This is a genomic window from Bradyrhizobium sp. USDA 4486, assembly GCF_054057995.1.
The window spans coordinates 1,675,365-1,694,167 of sequence record NZ_JBSRZV010000001.1 but is presented as its reverse complement, the minus strand read 5'-3'; the positions used below and the strand labels follow the sequence as shown (position 1 = coordinate 1,694,167).

The following is an 18,803-nucleotide window of genomic DNA, read 5'->3' as shown; positions in this document are numbered from 1 at the left end:
TGCAGCCGCTTTTACCGCCATCGCCTGCCGCCAATCAATCGTTGCTGCGCCTCGTCATGCATGGCAATCGTTGCCGCTCCGCGAGGAGAGAGACATGAGCAGGCACTGGGTCGACATCACCGCCGTCGGCTTCTTCATCATCGAATGGCTGGTCTATGCCGCGACGCTGGAGCATTCGGCCTATGGACGCGACAGCCTGTCGGCGCGGATGAACCGCTATCGCGAGGTCTGGGTGCGCCGCCTGCTCGATCGCGAGGCGCGCATGGTCGACATGCAGATCATGGCCTCGCTGCAGAACGGCACCGCCTTCTTCGCCTCCACCAGCCTGTTCGCGCTTGGCGGCGCGTTGGCGCTGCTGCATGCCACCAACGACGCCATCACCATTCTGGGCAAGCTGCCGATCGATCTCAGCACCTCGCCCGCCATGTGGGAATTGAAATGCGTCGGCCTCGTGCTGATCTGCGTCTATGCCTTCTTCAAGTTCGCCTGGGCCTATCGCCTGTTCAACTATGTCGCGATCCTGTTCGGCGGCATGCCGCCGGCCTCGCAGCGCGGCACGCCCGAAGCCGAGGCCCATGTCATCCGCACCTCGCGCGTGTTCGAATCCGCCGGCCGCCATTTCAACCGCGGCCAGCGCGCCTTCTTCTTCGCACTCGGCTATCTCGGCTGGTTCGTCAGCCCGTGGGTGCTGTTCGTGTCCACCGCGGCGGTGGTGGTCGTGACCTGGCGGCGTCAGTTTGCCTCCAGCGCCTGGGCAGCGATGGCGCCGGAGATAGCCGCGGGCGATGAGGGGAAACGTGGTCGTTGAAGGACTCTCGTGTCCCGGACGCGCCGCAAGGCCCCCTAGCGCGTCGAAGACGCGCGTAAACGCGCTTAGGGCGTTGCTGCGCCGAGCCGGGGCCCATGCTCTAAGTGACGCTGTCATTCCCCGCGAAGGCGGGGAATCCAGTACGCCGCGGCCTATCGATTCAATCACGAGCGCCTCGGAATAATGGATCGCCCGGTCAAGCCGGGCGATGACGGCGAGTGTGTGGCTACAGACATACGTATTCGACCTCGCGGCGCAATTCGCCCGAGCTTTGCTTGATCTCTCCACCCTCGAAGCCAAGAGGGCACAGGGAAGGCCGCATAGGCGTTAAGTTTATTCTTGAGTGTTGGAATCACACGTGATTCCAAGGGGCATGGCAGACGAATCGCTTCTAAATGAGGACTGGACGAGAGTGGTTGCGCAGCTGGGTGGGGCTGAGCAGCTTGAGATAAGCGCGCGCCAGACGAAGGCTTTCGCGCGGCGGCGCCAAATTCCAGACGCGGTGGCGTTGCTTCGGCTGATGCTGGCCTATTGTTTAGGGGAAAGAGGATTGAGATCGACAGCTGCGTGGGCGGCTTCTGTTGGCCTTGCGGACCTCAGCAGCGTGGCGTTGTTCTATCGCCTGCGTCAATGTGGCGATTGGTTTGCAGTGCTGGTGGAGAGCTTGCTCGATGCGGCAGCGCCGAAGGCGAGCCGAGGCCGCCTGATCCGCATCGTCGATGCGACGACAGTACCTCAGGCCGGGCCGACTGCCCGCAGGAGCAGTGAGCTTTGGCGGCTTCATAGTGCATTTGATCTGCCAAGTGAGCGCTTTGGTCACTTCGAGCTAACGGATCAGCAAGAGGGCGAAACGTTTGACCGGATACCAGTAGTCAAGAACGAGATCCGCATTGCTGACCGCGCTTATCTGCAACCTGACCGCATCGCGGCTGTCCGCGCGGCTGGTGCCGACGTTCTGATCCGAGCAGGCTGGAAGAACGCGCGCTGGCTTGATGCCCAAGGCCTTCCATTCGATCTGATGGCCCAATTGCGTGCGGCAAAGGCACGCGGACTGATCGATCGGAGGATTTGGATCAAACGCAAGGACGGGGCGCCTCTGGCTATGCGTCTGGTTGCGGTCAAGAAGCCCACCGGTGCGGCCGCGGCTTCGCGTCGTAAAGCTCGGCGAGACGCACGAGACGAAAACCGCATCATCTCCAAAGGGACTCTGGAAGCCGCGGATTGGGTCATTCTGGTCACGTCGCTCGCACGGGACGAGTTCTCCGCCAAGGATGTGCTTGCACTCTATCGACTGCGATGGCGGATCGAACTTGGCTTCAAGCGACTGAAAAGCCTGATTGGTCTCAAGACACCGCCTGGAACTGATCAGCGTTCGGCGAAGCCCTACCTGCTGGCTCACCTCTTGATTATCCTGCTGCTCGAGCCGCTTGTCCGCGACTTCGAGGACTCTCCCCACTGGAAGCAGGCCGCCTGACGACACCTGGCGGTTGGCGTATCTTGCAACAACTCGTTGCATCCTTGCTGCAAGCAATCATTCCACAACCAACCATCCGCCGCTTGCGCCGCAGTAAGCGAGCGCTCGGGCGGCACCTGCGCGAGCCTCCCCGAAAACGTCAATATCAATCAATGCTTGCGCTACCTTAACGCCTATGGGGAAGGCCGGGTGCCGGCGGCACCCGCGGTCCGCTGCGCGAACAGGTAGCGCAAAAGAACCGCACAGCAGCATACAGGTGAAGCCCAACACACGGCCTTCCCTGCGCGATGGTCGGACGGCTTATGCCGCGCTCTCCCGGGAGCCGAGTTCGTTCTGGCCTCCCTCATCCTGACAGAAGTCGCCGGCAGCACGCCGGTTGACGCGACTGCCGCATCCGCCAGGGCTTGACCGTAGCAACGACGGCCAGGACCACACGGTTTTGCCGTACGCGCGGCTCGTTGGCGCCACAGCGGCCGATGGCGTTGTGCACGTTGCCATCGACATGTTGGCACGACGAACCTGACAGCGCCGTCCGTCCGCGCGAAGCCTTAAGGGCTCACGGAGAGCAATCCGCCCTGCCCCTGGCCACTCGCGCCCGACGCTGCCGCGTCCACCGCAACGCCCGGCTCGCAAACATGACGACCTCATGATCGCCCCTCAAGAATGAGCCGGGACGGGCGACACATACGACAAATCCGAATTTCGGCAAAGCGGAATATATTTGCAAGGACGAATTGACAGCTTCGCAGGTGTTTTGCCCGTCGGGCAAATCCGGGACCAATCCCGGTGAGCTAAGACCCGAAATCCCGCGGCGAAAACGGCAGGTCCATCACCTTCCATTCCCCGTACAAATTCGCTGGCAGCATCTTGTAGGGCTGGCACGCTTGGAGCGCGGCCATCGCGGACTTCACCAGGGCCACGCCCTTCGCCGACGGCGGGGCTTCGATCAGGATCGGCTCTCGCGCCAGGGTGCCGTCGGTGGCGAACACCGTGCGCAGCTTGATGTGGACATTGTCGGTCGGCGTGAGCCCGGCCGGCAGTTTTGCGCAGCTTCGCAAATGACGGCGCAGTTCGGCGATGACCTCGGGCGGCAGCTTGGCCGCGATTGAATCCTTGGCATCGCCACCGTCGTCCTTGGGGGCGTTCTTCGGCTCGGCCGGCAATTCGGGCGGCAGGCCCAGCATGACGCCGTATTTGACGGTGACGTCGGGCTCCGGCGCCTGATAGGCCGGCGGCGGCGCGGCCCGCGGCTGCGCTTGTGGCGGCGGCTGCGGCTGAGGTTGCATTTGCGGCAGCGGCGGCAATTGCGACGGCTGCGGTTGTGGCTGCGAAGACTGCGACTGCTCAGGCTGCGGTTGCACATTGGCCTCGCGCTGCTTCGTCTCCGGCGAGGGTTGCACCTGCTTCTGCTGCGGTTCGGGTGATACCTGCTGCTTCGGCGATGCCGCGGTCGCCTTCTCCTTGGCCGCGGGCTTCGGCGCCACCTCCGGCTTGTCCTTGTCGGTAAAATCCAGCTTGGGCAGCTTCAAATCAGGGAGCGGCTCTTGCGCCTTCTCCTTTGCCTCCTTCAGCTCCTCCTGGGCCTTCTCCTCGGCCCTGGCCTCTTCCTGCTTCACCTGCTCGGGCGTGACGATGTCGATCGAGACCGTCTCGGGCGCGGCGGCGTGAAACGGATGGACTTCGCTGATCAAGATGATCAGCGCCACCAGCATCAGATGCGCAATCGCTGACGCCGCAACGTCCGTCCGTATGATCTTCCGCAGTTCCATCGCCCGATCTTGGGTTGCCGCCCTGCTCCTATCACACCGGAACGGCCCCTCAATCCCATTTCGGCGCGAAGCCGAAATCGGTCAGGCGGCCCTTCGGGCTCGCCAGCGCGGCGATCTCCGCCATCTCGTCGCCCGACAGCTCGAAATCGAAGATATCGATGTTTTCCGACAGGCGTTCGACGCGCGAGGTGCGCGGGATTGCCGCAACATTCTGCTGCACCAGCCAGCGCAGGCAGACCTGGGCCGGCGTCTTGCGATGCGCGCGGCCGACGGCGGCGAGCCTCTGGTCGGACTTGATACGGCCCTTGGCGATCGGACTGTAGGCGACCAGTGCAAGGCCATGCTGCGCGCAGGCCGCCCTCACCTTCGCCTGATTCAGATAGGGGTGGTATTCGACCTGGTTGCAGACCAGCGGCTCTGATGACAGCGCCACCGCCTGCTCGATCAGGGCCACCGTAAAGTTGGAGACACCGATGTGGCGGGCGAGGCCCATGCGTTTGGCATGCGACAGCGCGCCCAGCGTCTCCGCCAGCGGCACGTGCGGATTGGGCCAGTGCAACAGCAGCAGGTCGACGGAAGTAAGGCGCAGCCGCGCCAGGCTCTCCTTGACCGAGCGCTCGAGATCGTGGGGCGCGAAATGATTGGTCCAGACCTTCGTGGTGAGGAAGACGTCGTCGCGGCGCACGCCGGAGGCGCGCAAGCCGTCACCGACCTCGCGCTCATTATCGTAGACCTGGGCGGTGTCGATGTGGCGGTAGCCGAGCCGCAGCGCCTGCTCGACCACGCGGGCGCAGGTGCGCCCTTCCAGCTCCCAGGTCCCGAGCCCGATCGCCGGGATTCTTGCGCCACTGGCCTCGACGAACAGCATGAGGAATCCCCTCTGTTGCGGCAGCCCGGCGATGATTATGGACCTCGTCCGTCATGGTGCCAACGGAAGTCCACGGCCAGCGACCCGGATCTTCGGCGCAATGCTAACGGGAGGTTCGTATCAGGCCTTGGCGAGCGCCTGAAACACCGTCTCCGGCGCGTGCGCGATCACCGCGAGCAGCGCGCGGGCGGGTCCGCGCGGGGCGCGCTTGCCCTGCTCCCAATTCCGGATGGTTTCGACGGGAACGCCGAGCTTGGCGGCGAACTCCATCTGGGTCAGACAGGCGCGGCGGCGCAGGTCGCGCACGGCGAGCGAGCCGGTGTCGCCAGCTGCGGCATTGGCGCTCGGCTCGACCGGATATTCCTGCCCATCCCGCAATTCGACGATCCGTCCGTCCGCCTTCAGCCGCAACCGCATGTCCATTCCCCCAAGCGGGCCTGATGATGCGGCAGGTCGCTTAAGTTCGGATTAAAGACAACCGCCTCTCGCCCGGGAAGTCAGGGGCCCCGGTTCTGCAGCTCTCTCCCCGTCATTGCGAGGAGCCCTTGCGACGAAGCAATCCAGACCGCCGCCGCGCAGGGGTTCTGGATTGCTTCGCTTCGCTCGCAATCACGAGGAGAGAAAGACGCCCCCTACTTCAAGCCGAACCAGAGCGTCGCGATGCCGAGGAAGGAGAAGAAGCCGACCACGTCCGTCACCGTGGTGACGAAGGTGCCGGACGCCACGGCCGGATCGGCCCTGACGCGTTCGAGCGCCATCGGAATCAGGATGCCGCCGAGCGCGCCGGCGACGAGATTGCAGATGATGGCGAGCCCGATGACGAGGCCGAGGCCTGGGATCTTGAACCAGGCCACGGCGGCGATGCCGGTGATCACGGCAAAGGCGAGGCCGTTGACGAGGCCGACCAGCGTCTCGCGCATGATCACGCGCCAGGCATTGGCGGAGCCGAGCTCGCGCGTCGCGAGCGCCCGCACCGCCACCGTCATGGTCTGGGTCGCGGCATTGCCGCCCTGACTCGCCACGATCGGCGCCAGCACGGCGAGCGCGACCATCTTCTCCAGCTGGCCCTCGAACAGGCCGAGCACGGAGGACGCGAGGAACGCGGTGGCGAGATTGACCAGCAGCCAGTTGAAGCGGCCGCGGGCGATGGTCAGGAACGTGTCCGACAGTTCTTCGTCGCTGGTGACGCCGCCGAGCGCCTTGAGGTCCTCGTCGGCCTCCTCCTCGATAACGTCGACGACGTCGTCCACCGTGATGACGCCGACGAGGCGGTCCTGGGTGTCGAGCACGGGGGCTGCAACGAGATTGTACTTGCCGAACATGCGCGCGACCTCCTCCTGGTCCTCCAGGACGGAGACGCGGCGGCGATCCTCGTCGGTCAATTCGGTGAGCGGCACCGGGCGCCGTGCGCGCAACAGCACGTCGAGCGGGACCGCACCCTGCCAGTGCTGGTCCTTGTCGACGACATAGATCTCGTAGAAGCGGTCGGGCAGATTCGGCGTCTCGCGCATGTAGTCGATCGCCTGCCCCACGGTGAAATCCTGGGGCACCGCGATGAACTCGGTCTGCATGCGGCGGCCGGCGGAATTTTCCGGATACAGCAGGCTGCGCTCGAGCGCGACGCGCTCCTGCAACGGCAGCTTTTCGAGGATCTCCTCCTGATCGGCCTGGTCGAGGGTCTCCAGCAGCTCGACCGCGTCGTCGGATTCGAGCTCGCGGACGCCTTCGGCGACTGTCTCCGGCGGCAGCTCCTCGAGGATCTCCTCGCGCACGGCCTCGTCGACCTCGTTCAGCGCGGAGAAGTCGAAGTCGCGGCCGGTGAGCTCGACCAGGCGGACGCGGTCTTCGGGCTCGAGCGCGCCGATCAGGTCGCCGAGATCGGCCTCGTGCAGCTCGGCGACGCAGGCGCGCAGCGCGGCGCTGTCGCCGGCTTCGATCGCATGGGCGATTTCCTCGACGAATTCCTGCCGGATTTCGCCGTCTTCATTGCGCATCGGCACGTGGTCGAGTACCGAGGCCTCGGCGGATGCAGCACCGTCCATATGTTCATCCATGGTGCGCCTCGCCGTTTGACAGGTTGGAACGTGTGATCCGAGCTGATGGTTCAGGCAATACCCACAAGGCAACTCCGAGCGCAATGACAAAGATGCTTCGACAGCGATGGACCTCGATGTCGCTGGGCGCGGTCCTCGCGGCCCTCGCCGGCATCGCCTCGGCCGAGGCCGCCGACTGCCCGCGCAAGGATGCGCTCGGTACTTCGCGCATTCTGAGCGTCGATGCCAAAGCCACGCCGCGCGTCGGGCTGAAGAGCTTTCCGCAGACGTTGCCGCTTGCCGATCACGAGGTCGTGCTGACCTTCGACGACGGCCCGCATCCGCCGACGACGTCGAAGGTGCTGGCCGCGCTGGCGCAGGAATGCGTACGCGCGACCTTCTTCCTGATCGGCCTGCACGCCGCCGAGCATCCCGAGATGGTCAAGCGCATCGCGCGCGAGGGCCACACCATCGGCCATCACACCTTCTCGCATCCGTTCATGGCGCGGATCCCGTTCGAGAAGGCCAAGAGCGAGATCGACCGCGGGATTGCGGCCGACGAGATGGCGCTGCACGGGATCTCGACCACGACGCCCTCGACGCCGTTCTTCCGCTTTCCCTATTTCGAAGCGACGCAAGCCGAGCTCGACCTGCTCCAGTCGCGCGGCATCGTCGTGTTCGGCGCCGATCTCTGGGCCAGCGACTGGAACGAGATGACGCCGGAGCAGGAACTGAAGCTCATCACCGAGCGCCTCGCCGCTGCCGGCAAAGGCATCATCCTGTTCCACGATCCCAAGGCGCGCACGGCCGCAATCATGCCGGCCTTCCTGCGGTATCTGAGGGAGAACGGCTATCGCGTGGTTCACGTGGTCCCGGCGGGCCCATCACAGAAAAACGCCGACGCGCGTTGATGCCGGAATGTCACGGCAGCGCAAAAAGGGGTGATTTGAGTCCTATTAACACTCTGTTCATGCTAAGCCATGCAAAGATGGCAGGGACTTGCGCCTGAACCGTTGTTGGAGCGTCTCCGACCTACTATGGCGGCAATCGCAAATGAGGCAGACCGAGTTCATGATCGGGCGTAGCGTTGTTTTCCGGACGCGATCGTCGGCCGTCCTTGGCGCAGTGTTGGCATTGCTGAGCACCGCGTCAGCGCCGGCGCTGGCGGCCGAATGCCCCGGACATCCGGGCGCGCTCGGGACCTCGCGCACCCTCGTGGTCGATCCGCGCGAGCATCCGCGCATCGGCACGATGCAATACCGCGAGACGCTGCCGCTGAAGGACCATGAGGTCGTGCTGACCTTCGATGACGGTCCGCTGCCGAAATATTCCAACCAGGTGCTCCAGATCCTCGCCGACGAGTGCATCAAGGCGACCTTCTTCATCATCGGCCAGCAGGCCAAGGCGAACCCCGAAGGCGTGCGCAAGCTGGTGGCGGCGGGCCACACCGTCGGCACGCACAGCATGAACCATCCGCTGACCTTCGACCGGATGCCGGCCGAGAAATTCGAGCCCGAGATCAACGGCGGCATCCAGTGGACCTCGGCGGCGATGACCGATCCGTCAAAGCTCGCGCCGTTCTTCCGCATTCCCGGGCTGATGCGCGCCGAGGGCGTCGAGAACTATTTGATCTCGCGCGGCATCCAGGTCTGGAGCGCCGATTTCCCGGCCGACGACTGGCGGCATGTGTCCTCCGATCGAGTCTACCAGCTCGCGATGCAGCGGCTGGAAGCCAAGGGCAAGGGCATTCTGCTGCTGCACGACATCCAGGCGCGGACGGTGGCGGCGCTGCCGAAGATCATCCGCGACCTCAAGGCGAAGGGCTATCGCATCGTGCATGTGGTGCCGGCGAGTGCGGACCAGCCGGCGACGCCGACCACCGCGGTGGAATGGCTGCTGCATCCGCCGACCGAGACGACGCCGATCGCGCGCTGGCCGGCCGTTCCGAACTTCGTGTTCACGCAGAGCAAGATGCTGCCGGCGCCCTCGCTCGCCGATCTGAACCCGGAAGCCGCGCATGAGCCGCTGCTGCCGCACCGGACCAGGGCCCAGATGGATGTCGCATCCACCCTCGCCGCGCCGGGCCGCGATCTGTTCGCGATCCCCGAGGGCTCGGTCGAGGTGCTGCTGTCGACGACCTTGTCGCGGCGCGCCGCGACGCGGCTGGCGATGGCAGCCGAGACGCCGCGTGCGGCCAAGGGGCGTGCGGCCATGGGTCCTGCGAAGGACACCGCCGCAAAGCCGCTGGGGCGCAACACCGCGCAAGCGGCGCAGGCCGCACCGAAGCGTGCGGCGCAGGCCAAGGGCACCACGCCCCGCGCGACCCGGATTGCGACCGGCCTGAAGAAGCGCGCTTGAGTTGCTATTGCCGCATGATGGCGGCGACGCAGAGCAGCACGATCAGCGCCAGGAAGAACAGATCCATGTAGGACTTGAGCTCGCCGTCGCGCCGCAGCCGTGCGACGTCGGCGACGATCTGCTTGCGCGCCGCGGTTCCGCCCGAGCCGTCGTTGATCGGCGCCTGAAGGCGGCGCGTCTCGGCCTCCAGCTTCTCGATCTTCTGGAAGAAGTAGAACGCGCGCAGCGTCGAGGCCGCGCGCATGCCGGAATAGACCAGCACCAGAATCGCCAGGATCGCCCGGTTCGGATACTTCTCCATGAAATTCAGGCTGAAATAGACCATCGCCAGGAACGCGAAATTGGTGACGAAGCGGTAGACGAAGCTGAGGAAGACCATGCTGGCTCGAGCCTTGAGGGGTGCGCAACCGGATCGGCTTACGGTTACGGGATCAGGAAGACCCAGAGCGGAACAGCCGGCCTGGACGCCGTGCAGGTCCGTCTACGCCAACTTCGTTTCAACAAAGATACCACGGCCCCGCAACCCGCCGCCTTTTAGCCGCGCGCGGCCACAATTCAAGCCGGGAGCCCGGCCGCCGCCAATGGAGATTTGGCCGAACTCGCGATAGACTGGCCCCGCCAAATGTGGGGTCTGCCGATGCCGAAGAAGGGAATCACGGGCCACGACGAATGGGTTCTGACCGAGGCGCTCGCGACCGCGCTGGTCGCGCTGGAGCAGCTCGAACCCAAGCACAGGCCGAACGCGCATATGGACGATCTTCGCAAGATGCTGTCGAACGGCAAGGAGCCGGCGGCGGTGAGCCTGCACCTCGCCCAGGCCAAATGCCGCCTGTTTCCCGAGCTCGATCCGCTGGAGATCTACCGCGAATACGGCATCGGCGAGGAATATGGCTGAGGCCCGCGCGCCGCGGTACGGACGCGTCGGCTGCGAGTTGAAGCGCTTAACGATCGCGCCTCAAAGCGCGATGAGATTTGGATGAATCGTCATCGCGCGTCAGGTTGTTGTTTACGCATGATCTCCGCGCAAACGCGTTCCGCGTTTGTCGCGAGGGAAAACCGCTTCGCACTTTGCGCTAACGCGGCCCTTCGGGTCCGGATCATGCTTTAGGGTCCGCCCGCAACCGACCCTGCGATCACCATGGCGAGCGCGGCAAGATCGATCCTGCCGTTGACGATCAGCTCCTCCGAGCCTTTCGCCTCGCTGCCGCCCTGGACCTTGAGCGCCTGCGGCCGGTTCGCCGCCTGCCGTTCCAGCTCGCTGATGATGGCTTCCTTGAGCTTCTCTTCCAGCATGGGCTTGTCCCTCAGGCCGCCATCGCGCGGCAGGATTGCGCGCAGGAGCGGCACATCGCGACGCACTCGTCCATGCCGCCGATCCGCTCGCAATCATCCGCGCATTCGTTGCAGATTTCCGCGCATTCGCCGCAGCTATGCCGGTGATGCGGCGTGTTGATCAGCATGAAATGCGCGGCTGTTCGGCAGATTTCGGCGCAGGCCATCATCAGGCGGAAATGTTTTGGCTCGACGTGCTTGCCGCCGGTCTCGAGGCAGTGGTTCATCGCGGTGCCGAGGCAGGTCTGGTAGCAGCTCATGCAGAGCGCGATGCAGCGGGTCATCTGTTCGGATTGAGCCATCCGTTCTCTCCAATTGCGCCTTCGATGCCGCCCTGCCCGCTCACGCTCAACCAAGGCGCGGCTTCGATCGTTCCTGCCCGTCGGCCGATTGTGACTGCGGGAACCGCGCATTGCTGGCGCAGGGCCGCGCTTCTCATGCCAGGCGCGGCGGCAGGCTGTTGTGGATGGTGCAGGCGGCAATTGCGGCGTGGCCGAACGCGACCGAGATCTGGTGCAGGTCGGTGACGACGTCGCCGATGCCTAGGAGCCCGCTGACAGAGGAGCGCTGATGATCGTCGACTTTCAAGTAACCGTCTGCGGTATGCTCGGCGCCGAGCGACACAGCGAGCTTTGAGCGCACCTCTGCGCCCATCGCGGGATAGACCAATTCGAATTGCGCCGTCCTTCCGTCCGCGAAAACGGCTTCAATCCTGTCCGCCGTCCGCCTGAGGCGCAGGTCGGGCGCGAACACCACCTTCACACCGGCTTCAGTCAGCCGCGACATCGCGGCCTCGTCGTCACTCTGCTCGATTGCGAGCAGCGTCACGTCGCGCGAGTAGCCGCGTAGGAACAGCGCCTTGCCGGCGGCGGTGCCGAGCGGGCCGACGACGCCGATGCGGCAGCCGCGCGCCTCAAAGGCGTCGCAGACCGGACAATACCGCAACTGCCCCTCCGCAACGGCGGCGCGCCATTCGTCGAACGGCGGATGGGTGTCGACGATGCCGCTGGCGAGAACGACGGTGGCGGCCTCATGCGCGCCGCCGTGCCAGCTCGCCCGAAAACCGTGCGCTTGCCGGTCCAATGCCGTGACCTCGGCCTCGACACGCGTGACGGCGAGCTCGTCCAGTTGCGCCGACATGCGCGCGATCAGCTCGGCGCCGGATAGGCCGTGGACGAAGCCGGGCACGTTATGACTGCGCGGGATCAGCGCCGCCCGGCTCGCGCCGCTATCCACGACAAAGACGCGGCGGCGGAAGCGCGCCAGATAGATCGCGGCCATCATTCCGGCAGGGCCGCCCCCGATGATCAGGCAATCGATCGATTGTGCACCGGTCATTTGGGATTCGGATCCTGAAGGCCGGCGCCGGGCTCCCCAAGGCGCCCGCTCCGCGCCAGCTTGACCGCATTGCCGAGCGCGCGCGCCGCATTCACGACCTGCCGCTGAAACTCACTGTCCTCGTCGAGCTCGCGGTGCGAGGTGGCGTATTGCTCCATGTAGCCGAGATAGCCGTCGAGCTCGGCGAAGCGGCCTGCCGAGATCAGGTGCATGTCGGTGAGCCAGTCCGACAGCGCCCGGCGCACACCCTCGGCACCGACGGAGTCGCCGTGAACCACCAGGCCAAAGTGACGGCCGGCGAGATGGCGCGGATAGGACCAGCCCTTCAACTCGATCGCCTTGGCTTCCTTGGCGGTCTTGCCGTGGGTCGAGGTCGGATCGGGATTGCCGCCGTCGGCACAGACCATGCGGTCCATCATCGCCTTGAGCCCGGCGGGCACGTGATACCAGTTCACCGGCGTCACGATCAGGATGCCGTGAGCCGCGACCCAGAGCGGATAGATCTCATTCATCCAGTCGCTGGTCTGACCCAGCGAATAGTTCGGATAGCAGCTGCACGGCCAGTGGCAGAGCGGCATCGCGGTCGCGACGCAGGACTTGCAGGGATGGATGGTCTTGCCGAACTCGGAAGCGAGGCGCGACAGGTCGAGGATGTCGACGGCAAACCCCATCTCGGTGAAGACCGGCTCGGCCAGCTTGACGAGGCGCCATGTCTTCGACATCTCGCCGGGACAGGTATGCTCGCTGCGCGCCGAGCCGTTGATGATGAGGATGCGCGGCGTTTCGTTCGCATCGTCATGCCGCCGCTGCGCCGCCAGCACGGCGGCGCGCGCATCGAGCCAGTCGAGGGCGATATCGTAGTCGGGATCGGCAAATCCGGGGCCGGCCTTGCGCGTCAGCGGCGCCTTGCGCGAATGGCTGTAGGCGTCCCAGGCGGCACTGACGATGGCGTCGAGCTCGCGCCCGAGCGGCGCAAAGGCGGGATCGATGAACTGGCTCTTGTAACGGTGCTCGAACTCCTCGCGCGACAGCTTGACCGGCGGCATCCCCTTGCGAATGTCGGCTTCCGTCATGCTGGCTCCTCGCGAAGTCGGTCTGATGCGACCAACCCGGGGCGCCGCGCTCGGTTCCGCTCGGCTCTACTGGCGCACGACCTCCGGCGGCAGATCGAATTGCGCGATCCGCTGGTCCAGCCGCCACAGCTCGATGCGGTGGACCAGAACGAGCGCCGCGGCCTCGCGCTTGGCCTGCTCGTCATTGTCGCAGACGAGATTGATGCAGCCGAACACATGCCCGTCCGGATCGATCTGGAAGGCGCGATAATGCTTGATGCTCCGCATCGTCATTCTCCTCGCCTCGGGTAGACGGGCGCGCTGAGCCAGTCCGTCAGGTTCGAGGTCACCTCGTTCTGCTTGGCGCGTCGCAGCAACATCTCGCGCTCCTTGCCGGGCGGCAGGCTGCGCGCGCGCTCGCGGGCGCTTTCGGCGAATGCGGTCAACCGCTCCTGGAGCGATTGGGTCTGTTTCCTACGATTACGCTTTGCGGTCATTTGGCCTATCGCGATGATTTCGGATCGAGGAAATCGGCCCCGGCGGGGGATCGGGCGCCGGGGCCCAAGTCGTCTGTCAGTCGAGTCGCCTGCCGGGTCAGGGGCGGCCCTGTCCGGCAGCCTTTGTAGCTTCCGCCGCGATCTCGGGTTCCGGCATTTCAGTAAGTTAACGCCGCATGATTTTACAAAGGGTTGGCGCACCGCAGCACTGGTCCGGGGACAGCACGAATGCGCGCCGGGCGGCGGCGCATTGCGACAACGAATGCGCCGGAACCGAAATGCTGATTCGCCTGTTCACGACGGGTTTGAAGGAGGATCATCATGGCGAAAGCAGCATGGAAACGGCCGGGCTCACCGATCGGCCGCAAGGGTCCACGCAAGGCCAATCCCGCGTACAAGCGGCGCACGCGCCAGCCGTGGACGCCTGCGGATGTGAGCAAGTTGAAGCAGCTCGCGAAGGGAAACACCCCGACGGGCGTGATGAGCATGAAGCTTCAACGCCCCGTCGCGGCCATTCGCAGCAAGGCGCAACGCGAAGGGATTTCGCTGAAACCCATCAACCGCTCGCCCTACAACCGGCGGACCAAAGTGGCGACGCGGCGTTGACCGGGGGCCCAGCCCTGGCACCGCGGAGTTCAGTCCGGCGGCTGCAATCCCGGCGAGCGCAGCCACTCGCTCATCTGCGACCCCGTCTCCGCCTGGCGTGCCTTGCGCAAGATCTCATCGCGCGCAGCCCCGGGCGGAAGCGATTTGGCCTGTTCGCGCAGCCGCTCCGCTTCGGCAGCCAGGCGCGTTTCCAGCAAGTCCGTTTGTCTGTGTCGACGCCGTGTCAGCATGAGGCGTTCTCCGTGACCATGAGGCGGAGCGCGCCGTTGCGTTCCTGTCACTGGTGGTCGCCAACGCCGGATCGGCATGGCGGATCATCAACGCCCCGGGCACCGAACGGTTGCTCGGGTTCCGCGATTAGTCTGCCTTGACCTCATCAGGCTCGTCTCTTCTCGATTGTCGCGATGGGCCTTGATCTCGGAACGCACCATCGCGCTGTCCATCACCGCAAGTCGCGCTGCAGCCAAGGTCCGGTCGTGCTGCTGCGTCACCTGCCTGTGCTGGTCGCGGAGAATGCGGCTTGCTTCGATGGCGCGGGCCGCACGGGCAAAGAGCGCGTTTTGCATGGCCCGTCATAGGAGCAGCAGCCGCATCCCGCCTTTGCGTAAGTTACTCAAACGACATCATCTGCTCAAAACTCTCGCGCCCGCTAACCTGGATCAAGATCGGGAATTGGCGCGCCGCCCTTCGAACATAAATCAGTCAGCTGCGCCGATAGAGTTGCAAATAGCTCGGCGAGAACAGCGCGGCGTCCTTGAGTGCGTCGAGATCGTTGATGGTCAGCATGCGATCGCGCAGCACGATCAGGCCGGAGGCGCGCAGCTCCTGGACGGTCCGGTTCAGGTGGACCACCGACAGGCCGGTGGCGTCGGCGAGATCCATCTGCGTGATCGGCATGATGCAGGAATTGCCGTCGATCATGCCGACGGGGCGAAGCCGTTCGAAGATTTCGCAGAACAGATGCGCCACGCGCTCCAGCGCGACGCGGCGACCGAGATTGATGGCCCATTCACGTTGGATGGCGGTATTGACCAGGGTTTCGCACAAGAATGCGTCCGCGAGCGCCCGATCGCCCGCCACCAGACTCTCGAACCGCGGACGCTTGATTTCGGCATAGACCGCCGGCGTCAGCGTCGCGATGGAATGATCCATCACCGAGAGCAGGAACGCATGCGCATCGCAGCTCTCGCCGGGGAAGATGAAATTGACGATCTGGCGCCGGCCGTCCTCGAGCGTCTTGTAGCGGCAGAGCCAGCCCGACAGCACGATGCGGACGCTATCGACGGAATCGCCCTCCGAGATCAGGTCCTCGCCCGCTCCGGCGCGCTGCAGGCCTTCGAGCATGGCATATTCGAGCGCTGCGCGGGCTTCGGCCGACAACGGCCTCAGCGCGCTCAGCCGGCGAATGACCGGCTCCACCAGGCTTCGATCGGAGATCGACAGGGTCATCAGCCAGCCACTACGGGTGTGTGGAATGCGCGCCTGCTGAGGGGAATAGTGATCGTGCATTGCAGCCCGGACGGATTGAATGCCATCGTGGTCTGCCCCTTGAACTCGAATGCCAGCGTGCGCTCCAGGAGCTCCGTGCCGAAACCCTTGCGCGGCGGCGGCGTGACCTTTGGCCCGCCGCGCTCGCGCCATTCGAACACGAGCTCCGCCGGCTCCGTGCTCTCGTCGAGGCGCCAGGAGATTTCGATGCGCCCGGTCGGCTGGCTCAGGGCGCCGTATTTCAGCGCGTTGGTCGCAAGCTCATGGATCGCGAGCGCGAAGGTCTCCGCCGCCTTGGGCTGGAAGCGCACCTTGGGGCCGGAAAGCCGCATCTGCTCGCCTTCGCGGGCGTTATATGCGAGCAGCTCCTCGACCACGAGATATTCGAGGTCAACGCCGCCTTCGGGATCGCGGGTCACCAGCGCCTGGGTGCGGGCGAATGCGTTGAGCCGACCGTCGAGATGTGAGGCGTATTCTTCGACGGTGGTGCTGGAATCGGCCGAGCGGCGGGCGATCGAGCGCACCACGCCGAGCGTGTTGCGGACCCGATGCTGGAGCTCGGCCAGCAACAGGCGCTGCCGCTCCTCGGCGCGGGTGATCGCGGTGACGTCGATGAAGGTGATGACGACGCCCGCGATGAAATTGTCGATGCTGCGATAGGGCAGGATGCGCACGATGTAGCGCGTGCCGCTGTCCGGCGCGCTCAGCTCACGCTCGGCGGCGGCGAGCGTGCGCAGCACGCGGCGGATGTCGTCATAGAGCTCCTCGATCGGAATGCGCGCCTTGATGTGCGCGATCGGCCGGCCGGTGTCGGTCTCGACGAGATGCAGGACTTGCGTGATCGCCGGCGTGAAGTTCATCACACGCAGATCGTTGTCGAGGAACACCGTCGCGATCTGGGTGCTCTCGAGGAAATTCTTGAGGTCGCTGGTGGCGCGCGTCAGCTCCTGGACGCGGTGCGCCAGCTCGCCGTTGACGGTCGTCAGCTCCTCGTTGACCGACTGCAGCTCCTCGCGCGAGGTCTCGAGCTCCTCATTGGCTGACTGCAGCTCCTCGTTGAGCGACTGATATTCCTCGTTGGAGGATTTCAGCTCCTCGTTGGTACTCTCGAGCTCCTCGATCGTCGCCTGGAGGCGCTCGCGCGTGGCGCGCAGCTCACTTTCGAGCCGCTCGACATGTTCGGTGCGCACCAGCACGTTCGGATTGCCCTGGTTGGCCTCGATGGCACGGACCGGGCCGTCCTTGAACAGGACGACGAAATTGCGCTGGGCGCCGGCGCCCTCCTGGATCGGCTCGACGGTGATGTCGACCAGGACGCGGTGACCGTTCACGCCGAGCTGAACCTGCTCGGCATGGGCCGGTTCGCCCGTCTCCGCTGCGCGGCTGAGCGCGGTGCGCAGTTCGAGCCTGAGATCGCGATGCACGAGCTGCAGGAGGTCGAGCGTGGCCGCGCCCGCCGTCGGCTCGATGTAGCGGCCGGTGCGCCCCGAAAAGTGCAGGATCTGGAAATTGTCGTCGGTGATGACATAGGCGGGCGCATAGCGCTCCGCGATCCGCTGTGCGCGGCGTTCCAGGCCGACGTCGGGCCCGAACGAGCGCACCGGCGGCAGTTCGACCGCCTGCCTGCCCGCAGCGGTCGTGATCGGAAATTCCGGCGGCAGCCGTGTTCCGGTTTCCAGCTTCTTGAAGATACGGGCGCGGCGGTCGATCGGCGCGAATAACTTCGGGTGCCGCGTCACGTTCTCGGAATTGCCGAGGAACAGATAGCGCTCGGGCAGCAGCGCAAAATGAAACAGCGGGATCACCCGGTTTTGCAACTCGGCATTGAGATAGATCAGCAAATTGCGGCAGGAGACGAGGTCGAGCTTCGAGAACGGCGCGTCCTTGATGACGTTGTGCTGGGAGAAGATGCACATCTCGCGTAGCTCCTTGACCACGCAATAAGTGTCGCCCTCGCGCACGAACCAGCGCGCCAGGCGCTCGCTGGTCATATCGGCCTCGATGTTGGTGCGATAGCGGCCGACACGCGCGGTCGCCAGCGCCCGCCCGTCGATATCGGTGGCGAAGATCTGCACCTGCGGCGCCGAGTCCATCCGCGTCATGTGTTCACGAAGGAGGATGCCGATCGAATAGGCCTCCTCGCCGGTGGCGCAGCCGAGCACCCAGACGCGGACCTGCTGGCCCGCAGTCTTGCCCTCGAAGATCTTCGGGATGATCTTACTCTCCAGCACCTCGAACTCGCGCTTGTCGCGGAAGAACTCGGTGACGCCGATCAGGAGGTCGTTGAAGAGGTGCTGGGCCTCGTCCTTGTCGTTCCGCAGGAAATCGACATAGGCGGGAATCTCGTCGATCTGGACCACTTGCATGCGCCGCTGCACGCGGCGCAGGAAGGTGTTCTGCTTGTAGCCGTGGAAATCATTCCCGGTCTTGTTGCGCAGGATGTCGGCAATGCGCGACAGCGAGGTCGCGGCCGCCGCGAGCACCTCGTCAAAACCCTGCTTCTCGTCCAGGCGCCGCAGATGACGGGCGTAGACCTGGATATGTTCCGGGATGTCCTCGGGCGGCAGCACATAGTCGGCGATGGCGGCGGGCGTGTTGCTGTCGTGCAGGTGGTCGGCCTCTTCCTGGTTCACGACCTTCTCGGCGATGGCGAGGCCGCCATGATCCTTCAGCGTCGCGGTGCCGAGCGTGCCGTCGCCGCCGGTGCCGGCGAGAATGACGCCGATAGACTGCTCGGCGCGCTCTTCCGCCAGCGACACCAGGAAGCTGTCGATGGTGGCCCGCTCACCGGGGGCCTGCTCGGCCTTGCGGATCGCGAACCTGTCACCCTGGATCGTGGTGATCGTCCCCGGCGGGCACAGATAGACCGTACCGCCCTCGATGGCGTGGCCATCGCCGACATCGGCGACCCTGCCGCCATTGGAGCCCTGAACGATCCCGCGAAGCCGGGACTCGTCAAATGCCTCGTGATGCTGAAGCGCGAGCACGATAGCCTGATCCGCGCCCAGACTCAGCTTGGCGAAAAAGCGCTCGATGCTGTCCATCGCGCCCGGCGAGGCGCCGACCCCGATGATCAGAGGGGACTTGATCTGGCGCTCTCCATCGACCGGCTGGTCGCCGATTTCATTCATGGCTCTGGCAGCTTTCGTTCACCGACCGGCACCAACGGGGACCGGTTCC

At 65.1% G+C, this 18,803-nt stretch carries 20 protein-coding genes; 6 read left to right on the top strand and 14 right to left on the bottom strand.

From position 1 onward, the window contains the following. Window positions 1-94: 94 nt before the first annotated feature. Together ACVWY3_RS08310 and ACVWY3_RS08305 are read left to right on the top strand one after the other, a co-directional pair. Window positions 95-808 carry a DUF599 domain-containing protein gene (locus ACVWY3_RS08310; protein WP_456838016.1) on the top strand — a complete coding sequence of 238 codons (714 nt, stop codon included), beginning with the start codon at window positions 95-97 and terminating at the stop codon, window positions 806-808. 373 nt (window positions 809-1,181) lie between these two features. Further along, on the top strand, window positions 1,182-2,282 hold the full coding sequence (locus tag ACVWY3_RS08305) for an IS4 family transposase (protein WP_456836948.1): 1,101 nt from the start codon (window positions 1,182-1,184) through the stop codon (window positions 2,280-2,282). A gap of 791 nt (window positions 2,283-3,073) precedes the next feature. On the opposite strand, the gene ACVWY3_RS08300 is transcribed toward ACVWY3_RS08305, so the two are convergent. The 4 genes from ACVWY3_RS08300 to mgtE all read right to left on the bottom strand — a co-directional run bounded on the left by ACVWY3_RS08300 (window position 3,074) and on the right by mgtE (window position 6,973). After that, window positions 3,074-4,051, bottom strand: coding sequence for a hypothetical protein (locus ACVWY3_RS08300; protein WP_456838015.1), 978 nt, complete (start codon window positions 4,049-4,051; stop codon window positions 3,074-3,076). Window positions 4,052-4,100: 49 nt separating this feature from the next. Next, window positions 4,101-4,919: an aldo/keto reductase gene (locus ACVWY3_RS08295; RefSeq protein ID WP_456838014.1), complete on the bottom strand. Its 819-nt coding sequence runs from the start codon at window positions 4,917-4,919 to the stop codon at window positions 4,101-4,103. Between the two features lie 120 nt (window positions 4,920-5,039). Beyond that, window positions 5,040-5,342, bottom strand: a complete 303-nt coding sequence (locus ACVWY3_RS08290) for a helix-turn-helix domain-containing protein (protein WP_456838013.1) — start codon at window positions 5,340-5,342, stop codon at window positions 5,040-5,042. Window positions 5,343-5,551: 209 nt separating this feature from the next. Further along, window positions 5,552-6,973 carry a magnesium transporter gene (gene mgtE / locus ACVWY3_RS08285; protein WP_456838012.1) on the bottom strand — a complete coding sequence of 474 codons (1,422 nt, stop codon included), beginning with the start codon at window positions 6,971-6,973 and terminating at the stop codon, window positions 5,552-5,554. 116 nt (window positions 6,974-7,089) lie between these two features. Here mgtE and ACVWY3_RS08280 point away from each other — a divergent pair, with 116 nt between their 5' ends. After that, window positions 7,090-7,863 (top strand): polysaccharide deacetylase family protein, encoded by a 774-nt coding sequence (locus ACVWY3_RS08280; RefSeq protein WP_456843317.1) that lies wholly within the window; start codon window positions 7,090-7,092, stop codon window positions 7,861-7,863. Between the two features lie 160 nt (window positions 7,864-8,023). Beyond that, a complete protein-coding gene (locus tag ACVWY3_RS08275) occupies window positions 8,024-9,310 on the top strand; it encodes a polysaccharide deacetylase family protein (protein WP_456843316.1) in 1,287 nt (428 codons plus the stop codon). A 4-nt stretch (window positions 9,311-9,314) separates the two neighbouring features. Here the strand turns inward: ACVWY3_RS08275 and ACVWY3_RS08270 are convergent, their stop codons facing one another. Continuing rightward, complete coding sequence (locus tag ACVWY3_RS08270; RefSeq protein ID WP_456838011.1) at window positions 9,315-9,689, bottom strand: hypothetical protein; 375 nt, start codon at window positions 9,687-9,689, stop codon at window positions 9,315-9,317. Between the two features lie 258 nt (window positions 9,690-9,947). Between ACVWY3_RS08270 and ACVWY3_RS08265 the strand changes: the two genes are divergently transcribed. After that, window positions 9,948-10,205, top strand: coding sequence for a hypothetical protein (locus tag ACVWY3_RS08265; RefSeq protein WP_456838010.1), 258 nt, complete (start codon window positions 9,948-9,950; stop codon window positions 10,203-10,205). Window positions 10,206-10,414: 209 nt separating this feature from the next. On the opposite strand, the gene ACVWY3_RS08260 is transcribed toward ACVWY3_RS08265, so the two are convergent. The 6 genes from ACVWY3_RS08260 to ACVWY3_RS08235 form a co-directional block, all read right to left on the bottom strand. Beyond that, on the bottom strand, window positions 10,415-10,603 hold the full coding sequence (locus ACVWY3_RS08260; RefSeq protein WP_456838009.1) for a hypothetical protein: 189 nt from the start codon (window positions 10,601-10,603) through the stop codon (window positions 10,415-10,417). An 11-nt stretch (window positions 10,604-10,614) separates the two neighbouring features. Next, a complete protein-coding gene (locus tag ACVWY3_RS08255; protein ID WP_456838008.1) occupies window positions 10,615-10,944 on the bottom strand; it encodes a four-helix bundle copper-binding protein in 330 nt (109 codons plus the stop codon). A gap of 133 nt (window positions 10,945-11,077) precedes the next feature. Continuing rightward, window positions 11,078-11,980 carry an NAD(P)/FAD-dependent oxidoreductase gene (locus ACVWY3_RS08250; protein ID WP_456838007.1) on the bottom strand — a complete coding sequence of 301 codons (903 nt, stop codon included), beginning with the start codon at window positions 11,978-11,980 and terminating at the stop codon, window positions 11,078-11,080. Further along, a complete protein-coding gene (locus tag ACVWY3_RS08245; RefSeq protein ID WP_456838006.1) occupies window positions 11,977-13,053 on the bottom strand; it encodes a flavodoxin family protein in 1,077 nt (358 codons plus the stop codon). Before ACVWY3_RS08245 ends, ACVWY3_RS08250 begins: the two co-directional genes overlap by 4 nt. Window positions 13,054-13,119: 66 nt before the next feature. After that, entirely contained in the window at window positions 13,120-13,320 is a 201-nt protein-coding gene (locus ACVWY3_RS08240) for a hypothetical protein (RefSeq protein ID WP_456838005.1), read from the bottom strand. A gap of 2 nt (window positions 13,321-13,322) precedes the next feature. Continuing rightward, complete coding sequence (locus ACVWY3_RS08235; protein ID WP_456838004.1) at window positions 13,323-13,529, bottom strand: hypothetical protein; 207 nt, start codon at window positions 13,527-13,529, stop codon at window positions 13,323-13,325. A 321-nt stretch (window positions 13,530-13,850) separates the two neighbouring features. Here ACVWY3_RS08235 and ACVWY3_RS08230 point away from each other — a divergent pair, with 321 nt between their 5' ends. Continuing rightward, window positions 13,851-14,135, top strand: coding sequence for a hypothetical protein (locus ACVWY3_RS08230; protein ID WP_456838003.1), 285 nt, complete (start codon window positions 13,851-13,853; stop codon window positions 14,133-14,135). Between the two features lie 29 nt (window positions 14,136-14,164). On the opposite strand, the gene ACVWY3_RS08225 is transcribed toward ACVWY3_RS08230, so the two are convergent. The 3 genes from ACVWY3_RS08225 to ACVWY3_RS08215 all read right to left on the bottom strand — a co-directional run bounded on the left by ACVWY3_RS08225 (window position 14,165) and on the right by ACVWY3_RS08215 (window position 18,754). Further along, window positions 14,165-14,365, bottom strand: a complete 201-nt coding sequence (locus ACVWY3_RS08225; protein WP_456838002.1) for a hypothetical protein — start codon at window positions 14,363-14,365, stop codon at window positions 14,165-14,167. A gap of 472 nt (window positions 14,366-14,837) precedes the next feature. Continuing rightward, window positions 14,838-15,584, bottom strand: a complete 747-nt coding sequence (locus tag ACVWY3_RS08220) for a Crp/Fnr family transcriptional regulator (protein ID WP_456838001.1) — start codon at window positions 15,582-15,584, stop codon at window positions 14,838-14,840. Next, window positions 15,584-18,754, bottom strand: a complete 3,171-nt coding sequence (locus tag ACVWY3_RS08215; protein WP_456838000.1) for a CheR family methyltransferase — start codon at window positions 18,752-18,754, stop codon at window positions 15,584-15,586. Before ACVWY3_RS08215 ends, ACVWY3_RS08220 begins: the two co-directional genes overlap by 1 nt. Window positions 18,755-18,803: the final 49 nt, after the last annotated feature.